This is a genomic window from Flavobacterium sp. (genome assembly GCF_965657075.1).
Lineage (GTDB): Bacteria > Bacteroidota > Bacteroidia > Flavobacteriales > Flavobacteriaceae > Flavobacterium.
In genome coordinates this window covers 53,436-69,667 of record NZ_CBFHMV010000012.1, presented here as the reverse complement: position 1 = coordinate 69,667, position 16,232 = coordinate 53,436, and the positions used below count along the sequence as shown (strand labels likewise).

The following is a 16,232-nucleotide window of genomic DNA, read 5'->3' as shown; positions in this document are numbered from 1 at the left end:
AACTCGGAATTTTTGAAATTTTCTTTTTTGTTGACATATTATTTAATATTTAGTCAACTTTTTTCAGGACAAGACAATAAACTAAAAAATCTCACCATTACTGATGAGATTTTATGATTTAATTTTTATTTGAAAGAATCTTAAACAAGTTCAGATTAAATAATTAACATAGCATCACCGTAAGAATAGAATTTGTATTTTTCTTCTATGGCTATTTTATAGGCTTCTTTCATTAAATCATGGCCGCAAAAAGCTGAAATCATCATTAATAATGTTGATTTAGGTAAATGAAAGTTGGTAATCATACAATTTGCAATTCCGAAATCGTAAGGTGGATAAATGAATTTATTGGTCCAACCTGCGAATGGATTTAAGGTTTGTTGAGAAGAAACAGAACTTTCAACAGCTCGCATAGATGTTGTACCTACGCAACAAATTCTTTTTTTGTTTGCTTTGGCATTGTTAACGATATCGCAAGCTTCTTGTTTGATTATCATTTCTTCTGAATCCATTTTATGTTTAGATAAATCTTCCACTTCTACAGGATTGAATGTTCCTAAACCTACGTGAAGAGTAACTTCGGCAAAATCAACTCCTTTAATTTCTAATCTTTTTAATAAATGTTTTGAAAAATGTAGACCAGCAGTTGGTGCTGCTACTGCTCCTTCTTCTTTTGCATAAATAGTTTGGTAACGGTCAGCATCTTCTGGAGTTACTTCTCTAGTGATGTATTTTGGGATAGGAGTTTCTCCTAGTTCTGTTAATTTATTTCTAAACTCTTCATAAGAACCATCATATAAAAATCTTAAAGTTCTACCACGAGAAGTTGTATTGTCAATAACTTCAGCAACTAAAGAATCATCATCACCAAAGTATAGTTTGTTTCCAATTCTAATTTTTCTAGCTGGATCTACTAAAACATCCCATAAACGTTGTTCTGAATTTAATTCTCTAAGTAAAAAAACTTCAATTCTTGCCCCTGTTTTTTCTTTGTTTCCGTATAAACGAGCTGGAAATACTTTTGTATTGTTAAGAATCATTACATCACCATCGTCAAAATAATCAATTACATCTTTGAATAATTTATGTTCTATGGTTCCTTTTTTACGGTCGATAACCATAAGTCTTGATTCATCTCTATTTTCAGCTGGGTATTCTGATAATAATTCGTCTGGCAAATTGAAACTGAAGTTTGATAATTTCATTTTTATGTATTAAGATTATAGTATTAAGTATTAAGATTATTCTTTACTTAAAAACGTTTGCAAATATACGATTATGAAATAGGCGTTGTCAAGTAAAAAGGAGTTTATTTTTAAAAAAGCAACAATAGCTGCTAGTTAGCATATATTATTCTTGACTAACTTTAAATCCAATACTTTTCAAATCTTCCCAAAAAGTTGGATACGATTTGGAAACGACTTCGGCATCTTCAATAATTAATGACGTTTTTAGTGCTAAAGGTGCAAATGCCATTGCCATTCTGTGATCTTGATAGGTTGCAATTGCTATATTAGAATTTAGAGTATTAGATTGTTGGATTGTTAGAGAATCATTTGTGACTGAAATAATTGCTCCCAATTTTGACAATTCGGTTTTAAGTGCTTCAAGTCTATCCGTTTCTTTAATTTTTAAAGTGTTTAATCCTGTCAAATGACAACCTATTCCTAATCCAAAACAAGTTACTGCAATGGTTTGAGCTATATCTGGAGAAGATTTTAGGTTATAGGTTGTAGGTTGTAGGTTGTGGAATTTAATTTTTGAAATTGTAATTGAATTTTCATTGAAAGTGGTTTCAACTCCAAAATTTTTGTAAATTTCAACCAAAGCTGAGTCGCCTTGCAAACTATTTTTTTTGTAGCTTGACAATTTGATTTGTGTTCCAATTTCAGATAACGCGACTATTGAAAAAAAATAAGAAGCAGAACTCCAATCGCTTTCAATTACCAATTGTGAATTAGGAATTACGAATTTTGGTTTTACTGTAATACTATTGTTTTTAAAAGATGTTTCTACTCCAATTTCGTTTAGCAATGCTAATGTCATTTTAATGTATGGAATAGATGTAATTTCTCCTTCGAGAGTTAATTCTAAACCATTTTCTAATTTTGGTGCTATTAAAAGTAAGGCAGAAATGTATTGGCTACTAACATCTGCTTGTAATGTTACTTTATTTTTTGTGATTTTTTTCCCTTTAATCCGAATTGGAGGAAAACCTTCGTTTTCTTCATACGTGATTTCTGCTCCTAATTGTTTTAAAGCTTCAACCAATATTTTTATCGGACGTTCTTTCATTCGAGAAGAGCCCGTTAAAACAACTTCTTTACCTTCTTGAATAGCAAAAAAAGCCGTTAAAAATCGCATAGCTGTTCCTGCGTGATGAACGTCAATTAATTGTGAATTGTGAGTTGTGAGTTGTGAATTTCGTAATGCTTCTTCCATCACGTTAGAATCATCTGATTGAGAAATATTCTTTAACTCAATAATTGGATACAAAGCTTGTAACAATAATAACCTGTTGGTTTCAGATTTTGAACCAGTTAATTTTAATTGTGAATTGTGAATTGTGAATTGTGAATTTAATAATAGGTTCATTTTTTTCCTATTTTTTGTTTAGTTGTAATAATAATTGATGCTAAAATTTTATTGATTTCAATAATATCTGATTTCAGTGATTGGAATTGAGTTTCATTTAAATATTCTGATTGATATAATAATTCTAACCAATAATAAGATTCATTAGCCTCTTTTTGAGCAATTGCTAGTTTATGTATAAAATCTAATTTGCTTTCTGCTTGTTCTGCTTCCCTAACCAATGCACCTATTACCGTTCCGCTTCTTAATAATTGCTTACTCAAAACGTATTCTTTTTTATCAGAACATAAAAACTAATAAAGTTTAACAATACGTAAAGCAAAACTAAATGATTTAGATTTAATTATATTTTCACTCATAATTTACAATTCACCATTTACCATTCAAAATTATTTCAGCTTTTCGTTATTGTGATGTCTGTCATGATCGCGATTGGTTTTTAAATCCATTTTTTTATCAAAAGCAGCCTGAAGATCAATACCCGTTTGATTGGCTAGACATAAAACAACAAAAACTACATCCGCTAATTCTTCCCCTAAATCTTTGTTTTTATCGCTTTCTTTTTCAGATTGTTCTCCGTATCTGCGAGCAATAATTCGTGCCACCTCTCCTACTTCTTCGGTAAGTTGTGCCATATTAGTAAGTTCGTTAAAATAACGAACACCGTGTTCTTTTATCCAATTATCAACTTCTAGTTGTGCATTTTTTAAGTTCATTGTTTATCAATTTTAGGTTTTCTCAAAAATAATACATCAAAAATTGCCATTGTAATACCCCAAGTAATTGCAAAAAACCAAGGATTTTGATCAGGTTCGGTAAAATACATAATAAAATATCCTATGGTTCCATAAATTAGTAATCCAATAAAAAATTGGAGCATTTTTTGTTTCATATTATTTCATTTTTCTTAAAACTATTTTTTCAGATTGTTTTTCAATCATCAATTTGTAAAAATCTTTTAACATCATATAATGTTGAGCAGGAACAATTGATGCATTAATACTAAATGTTGAAGAAATTTGAATGGTTTTTAAAGAGCTACTGATATTAAATGAATAAAAACCGTAGTCATCTTGCATGGCTAAATTTATTTTTTCAGGAATGAATTCAACTTCATAACCTTCAGGTAAATTTAGTGAAATTGAATAAGAATCATTGAACGGAATTGAAAAATCAATTGGAAAATTTCGTTTTTCTTGCTTAAATGGATTTTCTTTCAGTTCAAAAAACATCATTGGAGAAATATACATTTTATCCCCAATAATTTCAACTAAATTGGAATGTTTAAAAGAATAATTTTCAACAATTGGCTTTTCCAAATCCTTCATATTAGCTACAGAATAGTCATCTATTTCAATTCCTTGATGTCTTTTTTCAAGTTTTTCAATGTACGATTCTTCGCTTAATTTAGCATTGTTTTCTCTGAAAAAGTACGCTATGTAATCAAAATACTGCTCTCTTAGTTTACCTTCAATAGTGCCAGAAGGATCTATATTTGCCATAATCATGACTTTATCATTAGATATTTTTTTTGGCATTAAATTAATATCCGTTGAACTGCCAGAATCCCTTATTAATCTTCCCACCCAATTATGGGTTCTTGATGGTAAAATATTAAGAAATGTATTTGAACTTGTAGCATCTAATAAAATAACATCATTTTCAATTTCTACAGCAGCTACAACATAATTAAACGCCGTTCTGTTAGGAAACACAGGTATACCGTTAGACTTAGTACTTAATAAAACTGGGTTTGCTTGAATACCAGCATGTTTTAGCATAGCAACAAGCATTAAATTAATTTCTGCAACATTTCCGGTTTTATCTTTGTAAGCTTTTTTTACTCCATTATCACAATAAATTCCGTTATTTTCATTCCAAACCATTTTATCTTTAACGAATTTAAATACGGCTTTTATTTTTTCATCTCTAGTGTTTACACCTTCCAAAAAAGGAACTAAATCATCTTCAAAATACGAATTAAATTTCAATTCTTTACCAAAACTATCGTTATCATAAATTTGTTTTGTTACATCATCCCAATCCAAAGCTAAATTTTCAACATAATTATTTGGATAATCAATTTTTGACAATTCATATTTTAATATTGAAGTATAATTATTAATATTGTTTACATAAGCTTCTTCGTAAATTGCAGGAATATTATCTTTTGTATAAATCGTTTTTAATTCATTATAATTGTTTCTATTTAAATTTTCATTTTTAACATCAATATTCTCAAATCCTGTTAACACACTTCTGTACTGAAAATATTGAGGAATATATGTTGAGTAACTAACATAATTTACGGGTATTGAATGTTGAAAATACCAGTCATTTATTCTAGTAATGTATGGCGATATTAATTGATATCTGTATTCTATAATTGAACCTTCTTTAACTGCTGGCAATACAATTTTTTTTATTTTCCAGTCTTCGTTAACTTTTTCGGTAAACTCTCCTTCAGATTTTAATTTAGATTTTTGTATTTTTCCATCAACCAAATTATAGGTTACAGCATCATAAAAAAAAACTTTTTCTGAAGCATTACCACCAACAAAATAAGCTACTTGATTGTTTGCATTTTCAAAGCCTTTTTTATTGTATATTTTTATTTTCACCTTCACCTCTGTCATAACAGTCCAATTACCATCAGTATTCAAATTAAATTTAGTTTCACCGGTTTTAAAAATATAAGCAGCTGCTGCAGAAGTATCAATAGGATGAATTTTTTCAGACAGTTCTTCAACCGTTACTTTACCTAATTCTGTTTTTTGTGAAAATATAGTTTGATAACATAATGCAATTGCAAATAATAAAATTTTTTTCATAATTAAATTTGTATTTGAAGTTAGATTGAATTTGTAAATAGTGATGAGTCTCTTGAATTTATAAACTATATTTCTTTTAGAACAATTTTAATATTTTCAAATTTAGCTATTTGTTCTCTAAAATTTCTATAATCATTGTATTCTGTATTTGGATAGTATCCTTTTTGAAGTAAAAAGCTTCTGTGAAAAATAAGTTTGTTCTCTTTTTGTTCCAAAGTACTTTTATATTTTCCAAATTTAGAATCTAATTCAAAACCTTCTGACATAGCTTCAATTTTGTAACCTTCAGGAATTGTAATTTCTAACTCGTCTAAATATTGATAACCTCTTTCAATTTCAAAAGGATTTTTTCTTTGCTTGTATTTTTGAGGTATGTATGAAATTTGATTAAGCACATTAATAGGTACAACTATACGATCACCACTTTTCTTTAGAAAATCAGAAGCACTCAATTGCAATATTTCGTTTAAATCAATTTTATCTTTATCGATATTCAACTCATTTTTTATGATTTTAAGATTGTTTAATTGAGCGAATCTGCTTTTATAATATTTAGTCTTATTGTCAGGTGTCTCAGATTCTAAAAACATTTTTTCATCAAACTCAATTCCTATTGAATTAATAGTCGCTTCACAATGAATTGTACCATCATCAGAAAAACTTATGATTGCATTGGTGGTTTGCAAGTTGGCATTGTTATTAAATGCTTTGGTGGTTACAATTTCAGATTTATCTTCTCCAACGATTAAAACGTTTCTATCATCAGTAAAATCACCCTGAAAACCAAAAGGTTGCGACTGACTGGTACACTCTAACCAAATAATTTCGTCTTGTTTAGGAACACCCAAAATGATATGATTTCCTTGCATTGAAACAAAATCTTTTTGAAGACTTCTTTTATTATTATCACCATAAACAATAGTGTAATAAGAAGGTATGTTGAAGATTTTTAACAAAGATCTTGTATAATTTGAAAGCGCTTTACAATCTCCATATCCTAATCGGTCAACATCTTTAGCTAACATTGGACGCCAACCGCCAATACCTAATTGAATACTAACATATCGTGTTTTATCTTGAACATATTTATAAATGATTTTGGCAATTGCTATAGTATCTTTTTCTTGTCCTATGAGTTCTTGAATTTTATTTTTTGTTACTTCTGGAATTTCTTCAGTATCACTCAATAAATTTGAATACATCCATTTACCAAATGAATCCCAATCTTTTGCATTTCCTTTTATACCTTCTATTTCAAATTCTTCTAAACCGAACATTACATAAGGAATAAATTTACTAAAAGAAGGTGTCAATTGTTCTCCTTTAACAGCTATAATATTGTTTACGGCATATTCAATTCTATTTTTATCTTCAATTTTTTTTATTCTGTCATCAAAGTTGTATTCTTTATATTTTAGTTTTACATCTTCACCATAAGTAATTATGAATTTTGAACTTACTGTACTTATAAAATAGTCATCAATTGGACTCCAAGAAGGAATAAAAGCGGTGTTTGAACCAGATGTTTCAGATTCATAAACCATTGTAAACGGATATTGAATTGGTGTATAATCCAAATATAAAATTCGGTTATCGGTAATAACGGAACCTTGATTTAATGAATTTTCTTTAAAATCTTTTCGTTTAATTTTCTTTATTTCTGAACCAACAGAGTTGTATATTTTTGCTTCTATACTTTTAATAGTTGTTGAATTGTCAAAATATTCAGAAGCATCTAAATGTTGAAGACCTGTTTCATTAAAAACGGTAATGACTCTTCTTTTTTTTATATTTATTTTATTAAAAGTGGGAATTTCAATTTCGACTGTATTTTCTTTTATAATTGCATTTGTATTTTCTTTCAATGAGTCAGAAAATATGGCAATGTAATTAATTTCTTGAGCAAAGATGGATTGAAATAGAGAAATTAAAAAGACAAAATATAGGATTGTTTTTTTCATTGGAATATAATATTCTCAAATATAAAAAAATATTAAAAGAAATTATATTATTCTTTATTTTTTGTATCAATTATTATTGTTACCGGACCGTCATTGATTAATGCAACTTTCATGTCGGCTCCAAATTGACCCGTTTGTATTTTTTTACTTATTTCCTTTTCCATTTGAGAAATGAAACTTTCATATAAAGGAATGGCAATTTCTGGTTTTGCCGCTTTTATGTAACTTGGTCGATTTCCTTTTTTTGTGGCTGCATGAAGGGTAAATTGACTTACGATAATAATTTCTCCATCAATATCTTTTACCGATACATTCATCACATCCTTTTCATCTGCAAAAATTCGAAGATTGGCTATTTTTGAAGTTAACCAATTAATGTCTTCATGATTATCTGCTTCTTCAATTCCAATTAGAATTAGTAGGCCTTGATTAATTTGGGCCACAATTTTATTTTCGATGGTTACAGATGCTTGTGATACTCTTTGAATTACTGCTTTCAAAATAATTATGAATTGTGAATTATGAATTGTGAGTTATAAGTTAGGAGTTATGTATGTAATTATTATTTTTTTAAATTTTGTTTGGTTGAAATTATTATAGAAGCTAAAATTTTATTTATTTCGACTATATCTAAATTTAAGGATTTAAACTGAGATTCGTTTAAATATTCTGATTTAAACAATAATTCTAACCAATAATCACTTTCGTTAGCTTCTTTTTGAGCAATTGCTAATTTGTGTATAAAATCTAATTTACTTTCTGCATGTTCTGATTCTCTTACTAAAGCTCCAATTGAGGTTCCACTTCGAAGTAATTGTTTGCTCAAAACAAATTCTTTTTTTTTAGCACATAAAAATTGATATAATTTTACTATTCTCAATGCAAAGTTAAATGACTTTGTTTTTATAACATTTTCAGACATAATTTACAATTTACAATTCACCATTAATTACTAACTCTTCCTCGTTTCATCGCTTGCGGCTCTATCGTCACCATAAATATCATTTCTGTAATTGTCTTCATCTCCTTCTAACAATTGTAAATAGGTTTTATATCTTGTCCAAGCAATTTCATCTTTGTCTAAAGCTTCTTTAACAGCACAATTTGGTTCTTCTTTGTGCAAACAATTATTGAATTTACAGTTTTCTTTTAAGACAAAAAATTCAGGAAAATAATCACCAATTTCTTGTTTTTCCATATCCACAATTCCAAAACCACGAATACCTGGTGTATCTATAATTCTGGCATCAAAAGATAAATCAAACATTTCAGCAAATGTTGTGGTATGCAAACCTTGCTGATGTTGGTCGGAAATTTGTTTGGTTTTTAAGTTTAAAGCAGGTTCTAAAGCATTAACTAAAGTTGATTTTCCAACACCTGAATGTCCTGAAAACATAGAAACATTCCCAACCATCATTTGTTTTAATTGGTCCAAACCTTTATTTTCTGTTGCTGAAACTCGTAAACATTTATAACCTATTTGTTCATAAGTGTATTGTAAAAAAAGTTGTTCATCCAAAGTAGTATCATCATAAGTATCTATTTTATTGAATACTAAAACGGCTTCAATTCCGTAAGCGTTTGCTGTTACTAAAAATCTATCGATAAAACTTGTTGTTGTTGTTGGGTTATTTATGGTAACTAATAAAAAAACCACATCAATATTAGATGCAATTATATGAGTTTGTTTAGAGAGATTAACGGATTTTCTGACAATGTAATTTTTACGTTCATGAATTTTATGAATGGTTCCAATAGTTGCTTCATCTACATTATCTACATCAAAATCAACCACATCACCAACAGCGATTGGATTAGTACTTTTTATTCCTTGCATTCGGAATTTTCCTTTGATACGACATTCAAAAAACTTATCTTCTTTAGTTTTTACTGTGTACCAACTTCCAGTAGATTTGTAAACAATTCCTGTCATTTTTAAATTAGAAGTTAGAAGTTAATAGTTAGAAGTTTCTAACAAACAACTTATGAATTACAAAGATAGTATTTCTTATTTTATAAAAATTAAAAAGGCCATCTATTAGACAGCCTTTCCTTGTAATTTTATACTAATCTGATGATTATTGAATAATCATTCTTCCCAATTTATCAGATTTTTTTCTAGAAGCATAGATTAAAAATTCGTTATCACTTTTTCTGTAATACACTCCTGGTCGAATTACTAATTCGTTTTTAATAGCTTCTTCAGGATCAAATCGTGTTATTTTTCCTGTAACATCAAATCGAAATAAAGTTGGAACAGCATTGTTATAATTGCCTAAACTTTTAATTTCTTCAATATCAGTAATGCCTTTATTTTTTTTGTTGTCGTTGAAAATAATGTTCAATTGACCATCTTTATAAATAGGAATTGCACTCAAGTATTCTGGTCCTTTACCCAAAACGCCTAATGGAATTGATGCACTAACTCCAACTGCAAAATTTTGATTTCCGCCAACTGCAAAAATATTAATACTTGGAATTGAGATGGATGCATTTTGATCTTTAGCAACAACATTAGACCAATCCAAAGAACCATCAGGCTTTAATGAAGTTACAATCATTTCATTTCGTACATAAACTATAGTTTGTAAAGCTAAAGGGCCAAAACCAGTTGAAGCACCTTGACTAACCAACTGATATTCGGACAAAACGATTAATCCACCGTCATTTTTTTCGATAATAGAATGAATAAAATACAAAGGCTTAACATCTTTTCCTTTTTTAGCTCTTCTTTCTCCAAGAAGTTTTACTTTGGTTTCATAATCAAACTCATTAAACTTTAAGTTATCATTTTTATTAGTTTCCAAATCAATAGTAGCATTGTAAACTCCTTTCAACTCTTTGTTGGCTTTACCATTTTCTCTTACTGAAGAATAAAAACCAACTAATTGTATTTTATTATTACTAGTTGCCAATAATGAACAATTAATAATTTCCACATCATTTATTGCAATATCAATGACATCTTTTTTATAAGCATTTGATTTTTTGAAAGCAAAAACTTGAAAATTTTCAAATTTCTTTTTAAGTTTTGAGTTTCTGTAACTTTCATTTACCACCAAAAACACATCGTTTTTATAATTTAAATCGAAATCAGAAATAGTGAATTGAAAGTCTTTTTTATCATCATCAAAAGACACTTTATCAATATTAGAAAAGGTTTCATTTAATGAATTATCAAACAATTTTATTTCATACTTTAAAACATTTTCTTTTTCAAAAAGAGCGGTATGCATAATTAAGATATTGTTTTCATCTGGAGAAATTTTAAAATAAAAAGCTCCTTTTTCATTATTTCGGGCTACCCCAGCTTCGAAAAGAGTTTTCATTTGACTTTTTAATTTTCCGTTTTCACCTAACTCTAAACCAACCAAAGTAAAGATTTTATCTTTTTTGTGATAAACACTTCCAATGATGTATAATTTTTCTCCTAAAACCGCAATTTCCTCAAACTCTAGTTCCTTATCTTTGATTTCAGGTAATTCAATTTCATTATTAGAAATTAGTTTCATGTCAGAAGAAGTAAACGTTTTTAGAAAATATTTGTCCTTTCCTTTTAAACCTAATGCATAAATTTTACCATTCGTTTCGCCAATAATTTTTACAATTTTAGCTTTATCATCTGGCAATTCTGTTCCATATGAAATTTTGATGTTTTCCATATCATATTGAGCAAACGAATTGGAACAAAACAAAAGGTATACTACTAAAAACGAAAATAAGTTCTTCATGAATTTTACTGTTTTATTTTTTTTGCAATGATATGAAAATTATTTTAACAATTAATTATTTACAATCTTTTCTTGGTGATTGATACTCTCTTGGTGAATAGCCTTGAATAACTGCATTACAAAATCATTACTCAATCCTTTTTCTTCACCTTCTAGAATCATTTTTCCTAAAATTTCGTTCCAACGCTTGTTTTGAAGAATGGCAACGTTTTTCTCTTTTTTTAATAGACCAATTTTATCGGCAACTTTCATTCTGTTTCCTAGAATTTCTAATAATTTACCGTCAAATTCGTCAATTTGAGAACGCAAACCGTTCATTTTACTATTGTATTCTCCAGTTTCATCCGATTCATTTCGAACCCTTAAATCTTTGAAAATTTGTTTTAAAGTCGTTGGTGTTACTTGTTGCGCAGCATCACTCCAAGCATTATCTGGATCGATGTGAGTTTCAATTATTAATCCGTCAAAATTCATATCTAAAGCTTGTTGTGACACTTCTTGAATCATGTCTCTTTTTCCTGTAATGTGCGATGGATCACAAATTAAAGGTAAATCTGGAAAACGATTTTGCAAGTCAATTGGAATTTGCCATTCTGGAATATTTCTGTATTTCGTTTTTTCGTAGGTGGAAAAACCTCTGTGTATTACGCCAAGTTTTTTGATATTTGCTTTGTATAAACGCTCTACTCCACCAATCCACAACGCTAAATCTGGGTTTACTGGATTTTTAACTAATACAATTTTATCAGTTCCTTCTAAAGCATCAGCAATCTCTTGAACTGCAAATGGATTAACTGTTGTTCTTGCTCCAATCCATAAAACATCAATGTCGTGTTCTAAAGCTAATTTCACGTGAGCTGCATTTGCTACTTCAGTTGCCATTAGCAAACCTGTTTCAGCTTTAGCTTTTTGCAACCATTTTAATCCAATTTCACCAACACCTTCAAATCCACCTGGACGAGTTCTTGGTTTCCAAATTCCAGCTCTAAAAATACTTACATCTGAATCTTTCAATTCGTGTGCAATTTTCAAAACTTGTTCTTCCGTTTCTGCACTGCATGGTCCAGCAATTACTAGAGGATGATCTAATTTAAAATCATCTAACCATGTTCTCATTTCTTTTTTATTTTCCATACGAGTAGTTTGTAAAGCTTGGATTTATGAAAGTCGAAATCATTTAAATTTAAATCGCTTTATAACTTTATTAAAGTGGTAAAATTATGAAAAACTTTAAGTAAAACATTTTCTAAAACTACATAAAAAAATAAAGTTTTGTTAATTTATTTTTTCATCATTTAACAAGCTCTAATTTCTTTAATAAATTATTACATTTGCTATAAATATAACAACATGTCAATAGAAGTTAAAAATATAACCAAAAATTATGGTGCTCAAAAAGCATTAGACAATGTTTCTTTTTCAGTTAAAAATGGAGAAATTGTAGGTTTCTTAGGTCCAAATGGTGCTGGAAAATCGACTTTGATGAAAATTTTGACGACTTATATTACATCAGATGAAGGAAGCGCTTCTGTAAATGGAAATGATGTAGTGACTTCTCAAAAAGAAGTTCAAAAATCTGTTGGTTATTTGCCAGAACATAATCCGTTGTATTTGGATTTATATGTTCGTGAATATTTGGCTTTTAATGCTGATGTTTATAAGGTTGATAAATCTCGAATTGAAGAAGTGATTCAGTTGACTGGTTTAACTCCTGAAAGTCATAAAAAAATAGGTCAATTATCAAAAGGTTACAGGCAGCGTGTTGGTTTAGCAACAGCTTTATTGCACAATCCAGAGGTTTTAATTTTGGATGAACCAACAACGGGTTTAGATCCAAATCAATTGGTGGAAATAAGACAAGTTATTAAGAATGTTGGTAAAGATAAAACGGTTTTTCTTTCTACACACATTATGCAAGAAGTAGAAGCCATTTGTGATAGAATTATTATTATCCATCATGGAAAAATTGTAGCTGACCAAAAAATTAGTGAAATTAAAGGAAGTTTGGAACAACTGTTTAGAGAGAAAACAAAATAATCAATTCTGAAATTAATCCAAAACCAACTGTCCGAGATATAACACTTGAATATCAATTATTGGTGGATTGTTTTTTAACACTACATTTCCTGTACTGTATATGGTTCCTGTAATTTTTTGTTGAGGATTTACTATTATATCGTTGGAGCTTCTTTGAAATACATGGACATTTTGAGCTACTAAATTTGTTCCATCAAAACGTACATCACCATTGTAAAAACCTACTGTTAATTCGGTTGTAGTTCCAGAAATGTTATAAAAACTTACACCATTGTCTTCAATACTTAAACTAGTGCAGTTCACATCTAAATGAAATTCTCCCGAAGCAGTGTCAGCAAATAAACCTGATTGTAAATGAAAATTATTAAAATTCAATTCGTTTTCTGAAAAAACATTGAATTGAGATGAAGAATATATTGTATGTAAATCATCCACGGAAATATAAATTTTTATAGGTTCATAGCTTTGAAAAGATTGCGAAGCATTTGTTGCATCTATAAAAAGTTGGTTATCAAGTACTGAAAAACTTACTTTATCAATCACATTTTTTCCTGCTATAATTTCAACTTTTGAAGTTATTTCATCAATTATGTGTAATTCAATTCCTTCTGAAATGTTGACCTTGTCAAAAAATCCAACTGAAATCTCCTTTGAAATTATCGCACCTGTAGATTCTAGCAACTGATTTTCATCGCAACTAATTAATACTAAAAGACTAAATACTATAATTAATTTTTTCATATGTAAATATTTATTGTTTTTTAAAGATCATATAGTATCGCTTTATTTTATTGGTGTTTGTTTGCAACAAACTTGTTGTTAATGGCGATTTCACAACTTCACTCCTATTCCAAATTCTATAGCTTCTGCTTTTCCACCATGAGTTTTTAACGAAACGGAACTAAAAACGGACTTATTCCAATGGTATTTTGTTCCTAATCTTTGATAAATTGGCCCTAAAAAATCAAAAGGTTCATACACATAATATCCTAATTGAGCCTCCAATGAAAATTTATTAATCAACAATTCGTACCCTGTAAAAAGTCCGACACGTTTAAAATCTGTTTCTGGATTTACATTTTCATTAGGAAAAGCCACAGCTTTATATTTGATGTATTCTTTCAAATAATACATAGCAAATAAATCAATTCCTAACTGCATTTTACTCTTTTTAGTGAATTGTTTATCTGCATAAAAACTCAACTCATAAAAAGGTTTTTGACCACTTCCAATGATATCACTTTCATTAATTCCTGTTCGAAAAGCAATGTTATATTTTATTGGAAAAGATACTTTTAAAGAATCAAAAGTGGCTTTAAATGTTTTGGAATCATCATTTACAACATAATTTAATCCCAATTGAAAAGACAAAGTATTTGTACTAATATTAGGTGATTTTAAATTGGCATTAGAATGATGAAAAAAAGAAAAACCAGTTTGAAATCCTATATTTCCAATAATTTGTTCTTTTCTATAATTCAATAAAAAATAAGTGGAAGGCATTAGTTTTGTACTATAAGCCAAATTTCTAAAATTCTCATTTTTATCGTATGGATTGGTATTGTAAGCAATTCCTTGACCCACACGAAATACTAAATTTCGCTTTAAAAAGTAAAAATTATAATGTCCGTAAACTCCATATAAATCCCCTAAAACTTGATTTTTATTTGCTTGATATTGCAATGAAAAACCATAATCTGGAAAATTAAAATTGGATTGCCATTCTTTTTCTCCATACGTTTTTTTATTAAAACTCAACAAAACCCCTTCTGGATGTTTGACAATTAAATGTTTTATGGATTGACTATGAGGTAAAATTTTTCCGTACAAATAGTCAACATCAACAGAAAATTGAGCATTTACTGTTGAAAAAATGAGTAAGAAAAATACAATTTGCTTCATATTGAGGGCAAATATAACAGATTTTTTTGGAGCAAATGGCTTGGTCTATATTTACTGTCCTTTTTCCTGCTGTCCATTCTATCTTTTTTTTCAAAAAAGGATGCCATTCCCATCAGGGCTAATAATTTTTGTATTGAAGTTCTAATCTGAATTTCATTTCCCAAAAGAATAAGACCTAACAGGTTTTAAAAACCTGTTAGGTCTATTGCTAAAAAACTTCTTTTGCAATAGCTTTTATATTTTCTGCTCTTCCCATCGAATAATAATGCAAACATGGAATTCCAGCTGCTACCAATTCTTTACTTTGTTGCAAACACCATTCAATTCCCACTTGTTTTACGGCGTCATTATCTTTAGCTTTCACAACAGCCATAATTAAATCATCTGGTAAATCTACCTTAAATCTGTGTGGAATTAAATTCAACTGTTTCTTAGTTGCAATGGGTTTCAATCCCGGAATAATTGGTACTGTAATTCCAGATTTTCTACATTTTTCTACAAATTCGAAGAATTTTTGATTGTCAAAAAACATTTGGGTAACAATATAATCAGCACCGTTTTTAATTTTTTGTTTTAAAAAATGAATATCGCTATCCATACTTGGTGCTTCCATATGCTTTTCTGGATAGCCTGCAACACCAATGCAAAAATCTGTACAAGAAGAATTCTGTAAATCTTCATCTAAGTAAATTCCGTTATTTAAATTCGAAATTTGTTTTACTAAATCTGAAGCAAATTCATTTCCTTCCTTTTCTGGTTTGAAATAGGTTTCGTTTTTCAAAGCATCACCACGAAGTGCTACAACATTATTGATTCCCAAAAAATCTAAATCAATTAGTAAATTTTCTGTGTCTTCTTGAGTGAATCCACCACATAAAATATGAGGAATAGCATCCACATCATATTTATTCTGAATTCCAGCACAAATTCCAACCGTTCCTGGTCGTTTTTTTACAATTTTCTTTTGCAATAAACCACTAGGTAATTCTTTGAATTCGTATTCTTCACGATGATAAGTTACATCAATAAATGGTGGATTAAATTCCATTAAAGGATCGATACTATCAAAAATAGATTGGATATTTTGTCCTTTTAAAGGTGGCAATATTTCGAAAGAGAACAAGGGTTTTCCGTTGGCTTTTTCTATATGTTGGGTTACTTTCATATTTATAAAT

General features: G+C 28.9%; 14 protein-coding genes and 2 pseudogenes. 1 reads left to right on the top strand and 15 read right to left on the bottom strand.

The features are described 5' to 3' along the window. Positions 1-155: 155 nt before the first annotated feature. The 12 genes and pseudogenes from queA to ACTF56_RS08540 form a co-directional block, all read right to left on the bottom strand. Positions 156-1,205, bottom strand: a complete 1,050-nt coding sequence (queA, locus tag ACTF56_RS08595; RefSeq protein WP_438966486.1) for a tRNA preQ1(34) S-adenosylmethionine ribosyltransferase-isomerase QueA — start codon at positions 1,203-1,205, stop codon at positions 156-158. Between the two features lie 145 nt (positions 1,206-1,350). Beyond that, positions 1,351-2,595: a 3-phosphoshikimate 1-carboxyvinyltransferase gene (gene aroA / locus ACTF56_RS08590; RefSeq protein ID WP_438966485.1), complete on the bottom strand. Its 1,245-nt coding sequence runs from the start codon at positions 2,593-2,595 to the stop codon at positions 1,351-1,353. Continuing rightward, positions 2,592-2,954, bottom strand: a pseudogene (locus tag ACTF56_RS08585) (four helix bundle protein). Before ACTF56_RS08585 ends, aroA begins: the two are co-directional and overlap by 4 nt. A gap of 30 nt (positions 2,955-2,984) precedes the next feature. Continuing rightward, positions 2,985-3,311 (bottom strand): nucleotide pyrophosphohydrolase, encoded by a 327-nt coding sequence (locus ACTF56_RS08580; protein ID WP_438966484.1) that lies wholly within the window; start codon positions 3,309-3,311, stop codon positions 2,985-2,987. Beyond that, positions 3,308-3,487, bottom strand: a complete 180-nt coding sequence (locus ACTF56_RS08575) for a hypothetical protein (RefSeq protein WP_438966483.1) — start codon at positions 3,485-3,487, stop codon at positions 3,308-3,310. The genes ACTF56_RS08580 and ACTF56_RS08575 overlap by 4 nt, the downstream gene beginning before the upstream one ends. Position 3,488: 1 nt before the next feature. Continuing rightward, on the bottom strand, positions 3,489-5,426 hold the full coding sequence (locus tag ACTF56_RS08570; protein WP_438966482.1) for a DUF3857 domain-containing protein: 1,938 nt from the start codon (positions 5,424-5,426) through the stop codon (positions 3,489-3,491). A 65-nt stretch (positions 5,427-5,491) separates the two neighbouring features. Further along, positions 5,492-7,387 carry a DUF3857 domain-containing protein gene (locus ACTF56_RS08565; RefSeq protein ID WP_438966481.1) on the bottom strand — a complete coding sequence of 632 codons (1,896 nt, stop codon included), beginning with the start codon at positions 7,385-7,387 and terminating at the stop codon, positions 5,492-5,494. Between the two features lie 47 nt (positions 7,388-7,434). Then, the gene (gene dtd / locus ACTF56_RS08560; RefSeq protein WP_438966480.1) at positions 7,435-7,887 is read right to left on the bottom strand and encodes a D-aminoacyl-tRNA deacylase; all 453 of its coding nucleotides are present in this window, start codon (positions 7,885-7,887) and stop codon (positions 7,435-7,437) included. A 62-nt stretch (positions 7,888-7,949) separates the two neighbouring features. Then, positions 7,950-8,309: a four helix bundle protein gene (locus ACTF56_RS08555; protein ID WP_438966479.1), complete on the bottom strand. Its 360-nt coding sequence runs from the start codon at positions 8,307-8,309 to the stop codon at positions 7,950-7,952. A gap of 30 nt (positions 8,310-8,339) precedes the next feature. After that, complete coding sequence (rsgA, locus tag ACTF56_RS08550; RefSeq protein WP_438966478.1) at positions 8,340-9,320, bottom strand: ribosome small subunit-dependent GTPase A; 981 nt, start codon at positions 9,318-9,320, stop codon at positions 8,340-8,342. A gap of 145 nt (positions 9,321-9,465) precedes the next feature. Further along, positions 9,466-11,118 carry a hypothetical protein gene (locus ACTF56_RS08545; protein WP_438966477.1) on the bottom strand — a complete coding sequence of 551 codons (1,653 nt, stop codon included), beginning with the start codon at positions 11,116-11,118 and terminating at the stop codon, positions 9,466-9,468. Between the two features lie 51 nt (positions 11,119-11,169). Then, entirely contained in the window at positions 11,170-12,252 is a 1,083-nt protein-coding gene (locus tag ACTF56_RS08540; protein ID WP_438966476.1) for a chorismate mutase, read from the bottom strand. 216 nt (positions 12,253-12,468) lie between these two features. Between ACTF56_RS08540 and ACTF56_RS08535 the strand changes: the two are divergent. Beyond that, positions 12,469-13,113 (top strand): annotated as a pseudogene (locus tag ACTF56_RS08535) (ATP-binding cassette domain-containing protein); the annotation flags it as partial. A gap of 54 nt (positions 13,114-13,167) precedes the next feature. Here ACTF56_RS08535 and ACTF56_RS08530 read toward each other — a convergent pair. The 3 genes from ACTF56_RS08530 to metF all read right to left on the bottom strand — a co-directional run bounded on the left by ACTF56_RS08530 (position 13,168) and on the right by metF (position 16,222). Then, positions 13,168-13,896: a head GIN domain-containing protein gene (locus ACTF56_RS08530; protein ID WP_438966475.1), complete on the bottom strand. Its 729-nt coding sequence runs from the start codon at positions 13,894-13,896 to the stop codon at positions 13,168-13,170. Between the two features lie 90 nt (positions 13,897-13,986). Beyond that, positions 13,987-15,057 carry an acyloxyacyl hydrolase gene (locus ACTF56_RS08525; protein ID WP_438966474.1) on the bottom strand — a complete coding sequence of 357 codons (1,071 nt, stop codon included), beginning with the start codon at positions 15,055-15,057 and terminating at the stop codon, positions 13,987-13,989. A 208-nt stretch (positions 15,058-15,265) separates the two neighbouring features. After that, entirely contained in the window at positions 15,266-16,222 is a 957-nt protein-coding gene (metF, locus tag ACTF56_RS08520; RefSeq protein ID WP_438966473.1) for a methylenetetrahydrofolate reductase [NAD(P)H], read from the bottom strand. Positions 16,223-16,232: the final 10 nt, after the last annotated feature.

Excerpts from the sequence above, each read along its gene's own strand:
- queA (WP_438966486.1), bottom strand. The coding sequence starts at position 1,205 with ATGAAATTATCAAACTTCAGTTTCAATTTGCCAGACGAATTATTATCA.
- aroA (WP_438966485.1), bottom strand. The coding sequence starts at position 2,595 with ATGAACCTATTATTAAATTCACAATTCACAATTCACAATTCACAATTA.
- ACTF56_RS08580 (WP_438966484.1), bottom strand. The coding sequence starts at position 3,311 with ATGAACTTAAAAAATGCACAACTAGAAGTTGATAATTGGATAAAAGAA.
- ACTF56_RS08575 (WP_438966483.1), bottom strand. The coding sequence starts at position 3,487 with ATGAAACAAAAAATGCTCCAATTTTTTATTGGATTACTAATTTATGGA.
- ACTF56_RS08570 (WP_438966482.1), bottom strand. The coding sequence starts at position 5,426 with ATGAAAAAAATTTTATTATTTGCAATTGCATTATGTTATCAAACTATA.
- ACTF56_RS08565 (WP_438966481.1), bottom strand. The coding sequence starts at position 7,387 with ATGAAAAAAACAATCCTATATTTTGTCTTTTTAATTTCTCTATTTCAA.
- ACTF56_RS08555 (WP_438966479.1), bottom strand. The coding sequence starts at position 8,309 with ATGTCTGAAAATGTTATAAAAACAAAGTCATTTAACTTTGCATTGAGA.
- rsgA (WP_438966478.1), bottom strand. The coding sequence starts at position 9,320 with ATGACAGGAATTGTTTACAAATCTACTGGAAGTTGGTACACAGTAAAA.
- ACTF56_RS08545 (WP_438966477.1), bottom strand. The coding sequence starts at position 11,118 with ATGAAGAACTTATTTTCGTTTTTAGTAGTATACCTTTTGTTTTGTTCC.
- ACTF56_RS08540 (WP_438966476.1), bottom strand. The coding sequence starts at position 12,252 with ATGGAAAATAAAAAAGAAATGAGAACATGGTTAGATGATTTTAAATTA.
- ACTF56_RS08530 (WP_438966475.1), bottom strand. The coding sequence starts at position 13,896 with ATGAAAAAATTAATTATAGTATTTAGTCTTTTAGTATTAATTAGTTGC.
- ACTF56_RS08525 (WP_438966474.1), bottom strand. The coding sequence starts at position 15,057 with ATGAAGCAAATTGTATTTTTCTTACTCATTTTTTCAACAGTAAATGCT.
- metF (WP_438966473.1), bottom strand. The coding sequence starts at position 16,222 with ATGAAAGTAACCCAACATATAGAAAAAGCCAACGGAAAACCCTTGTTC.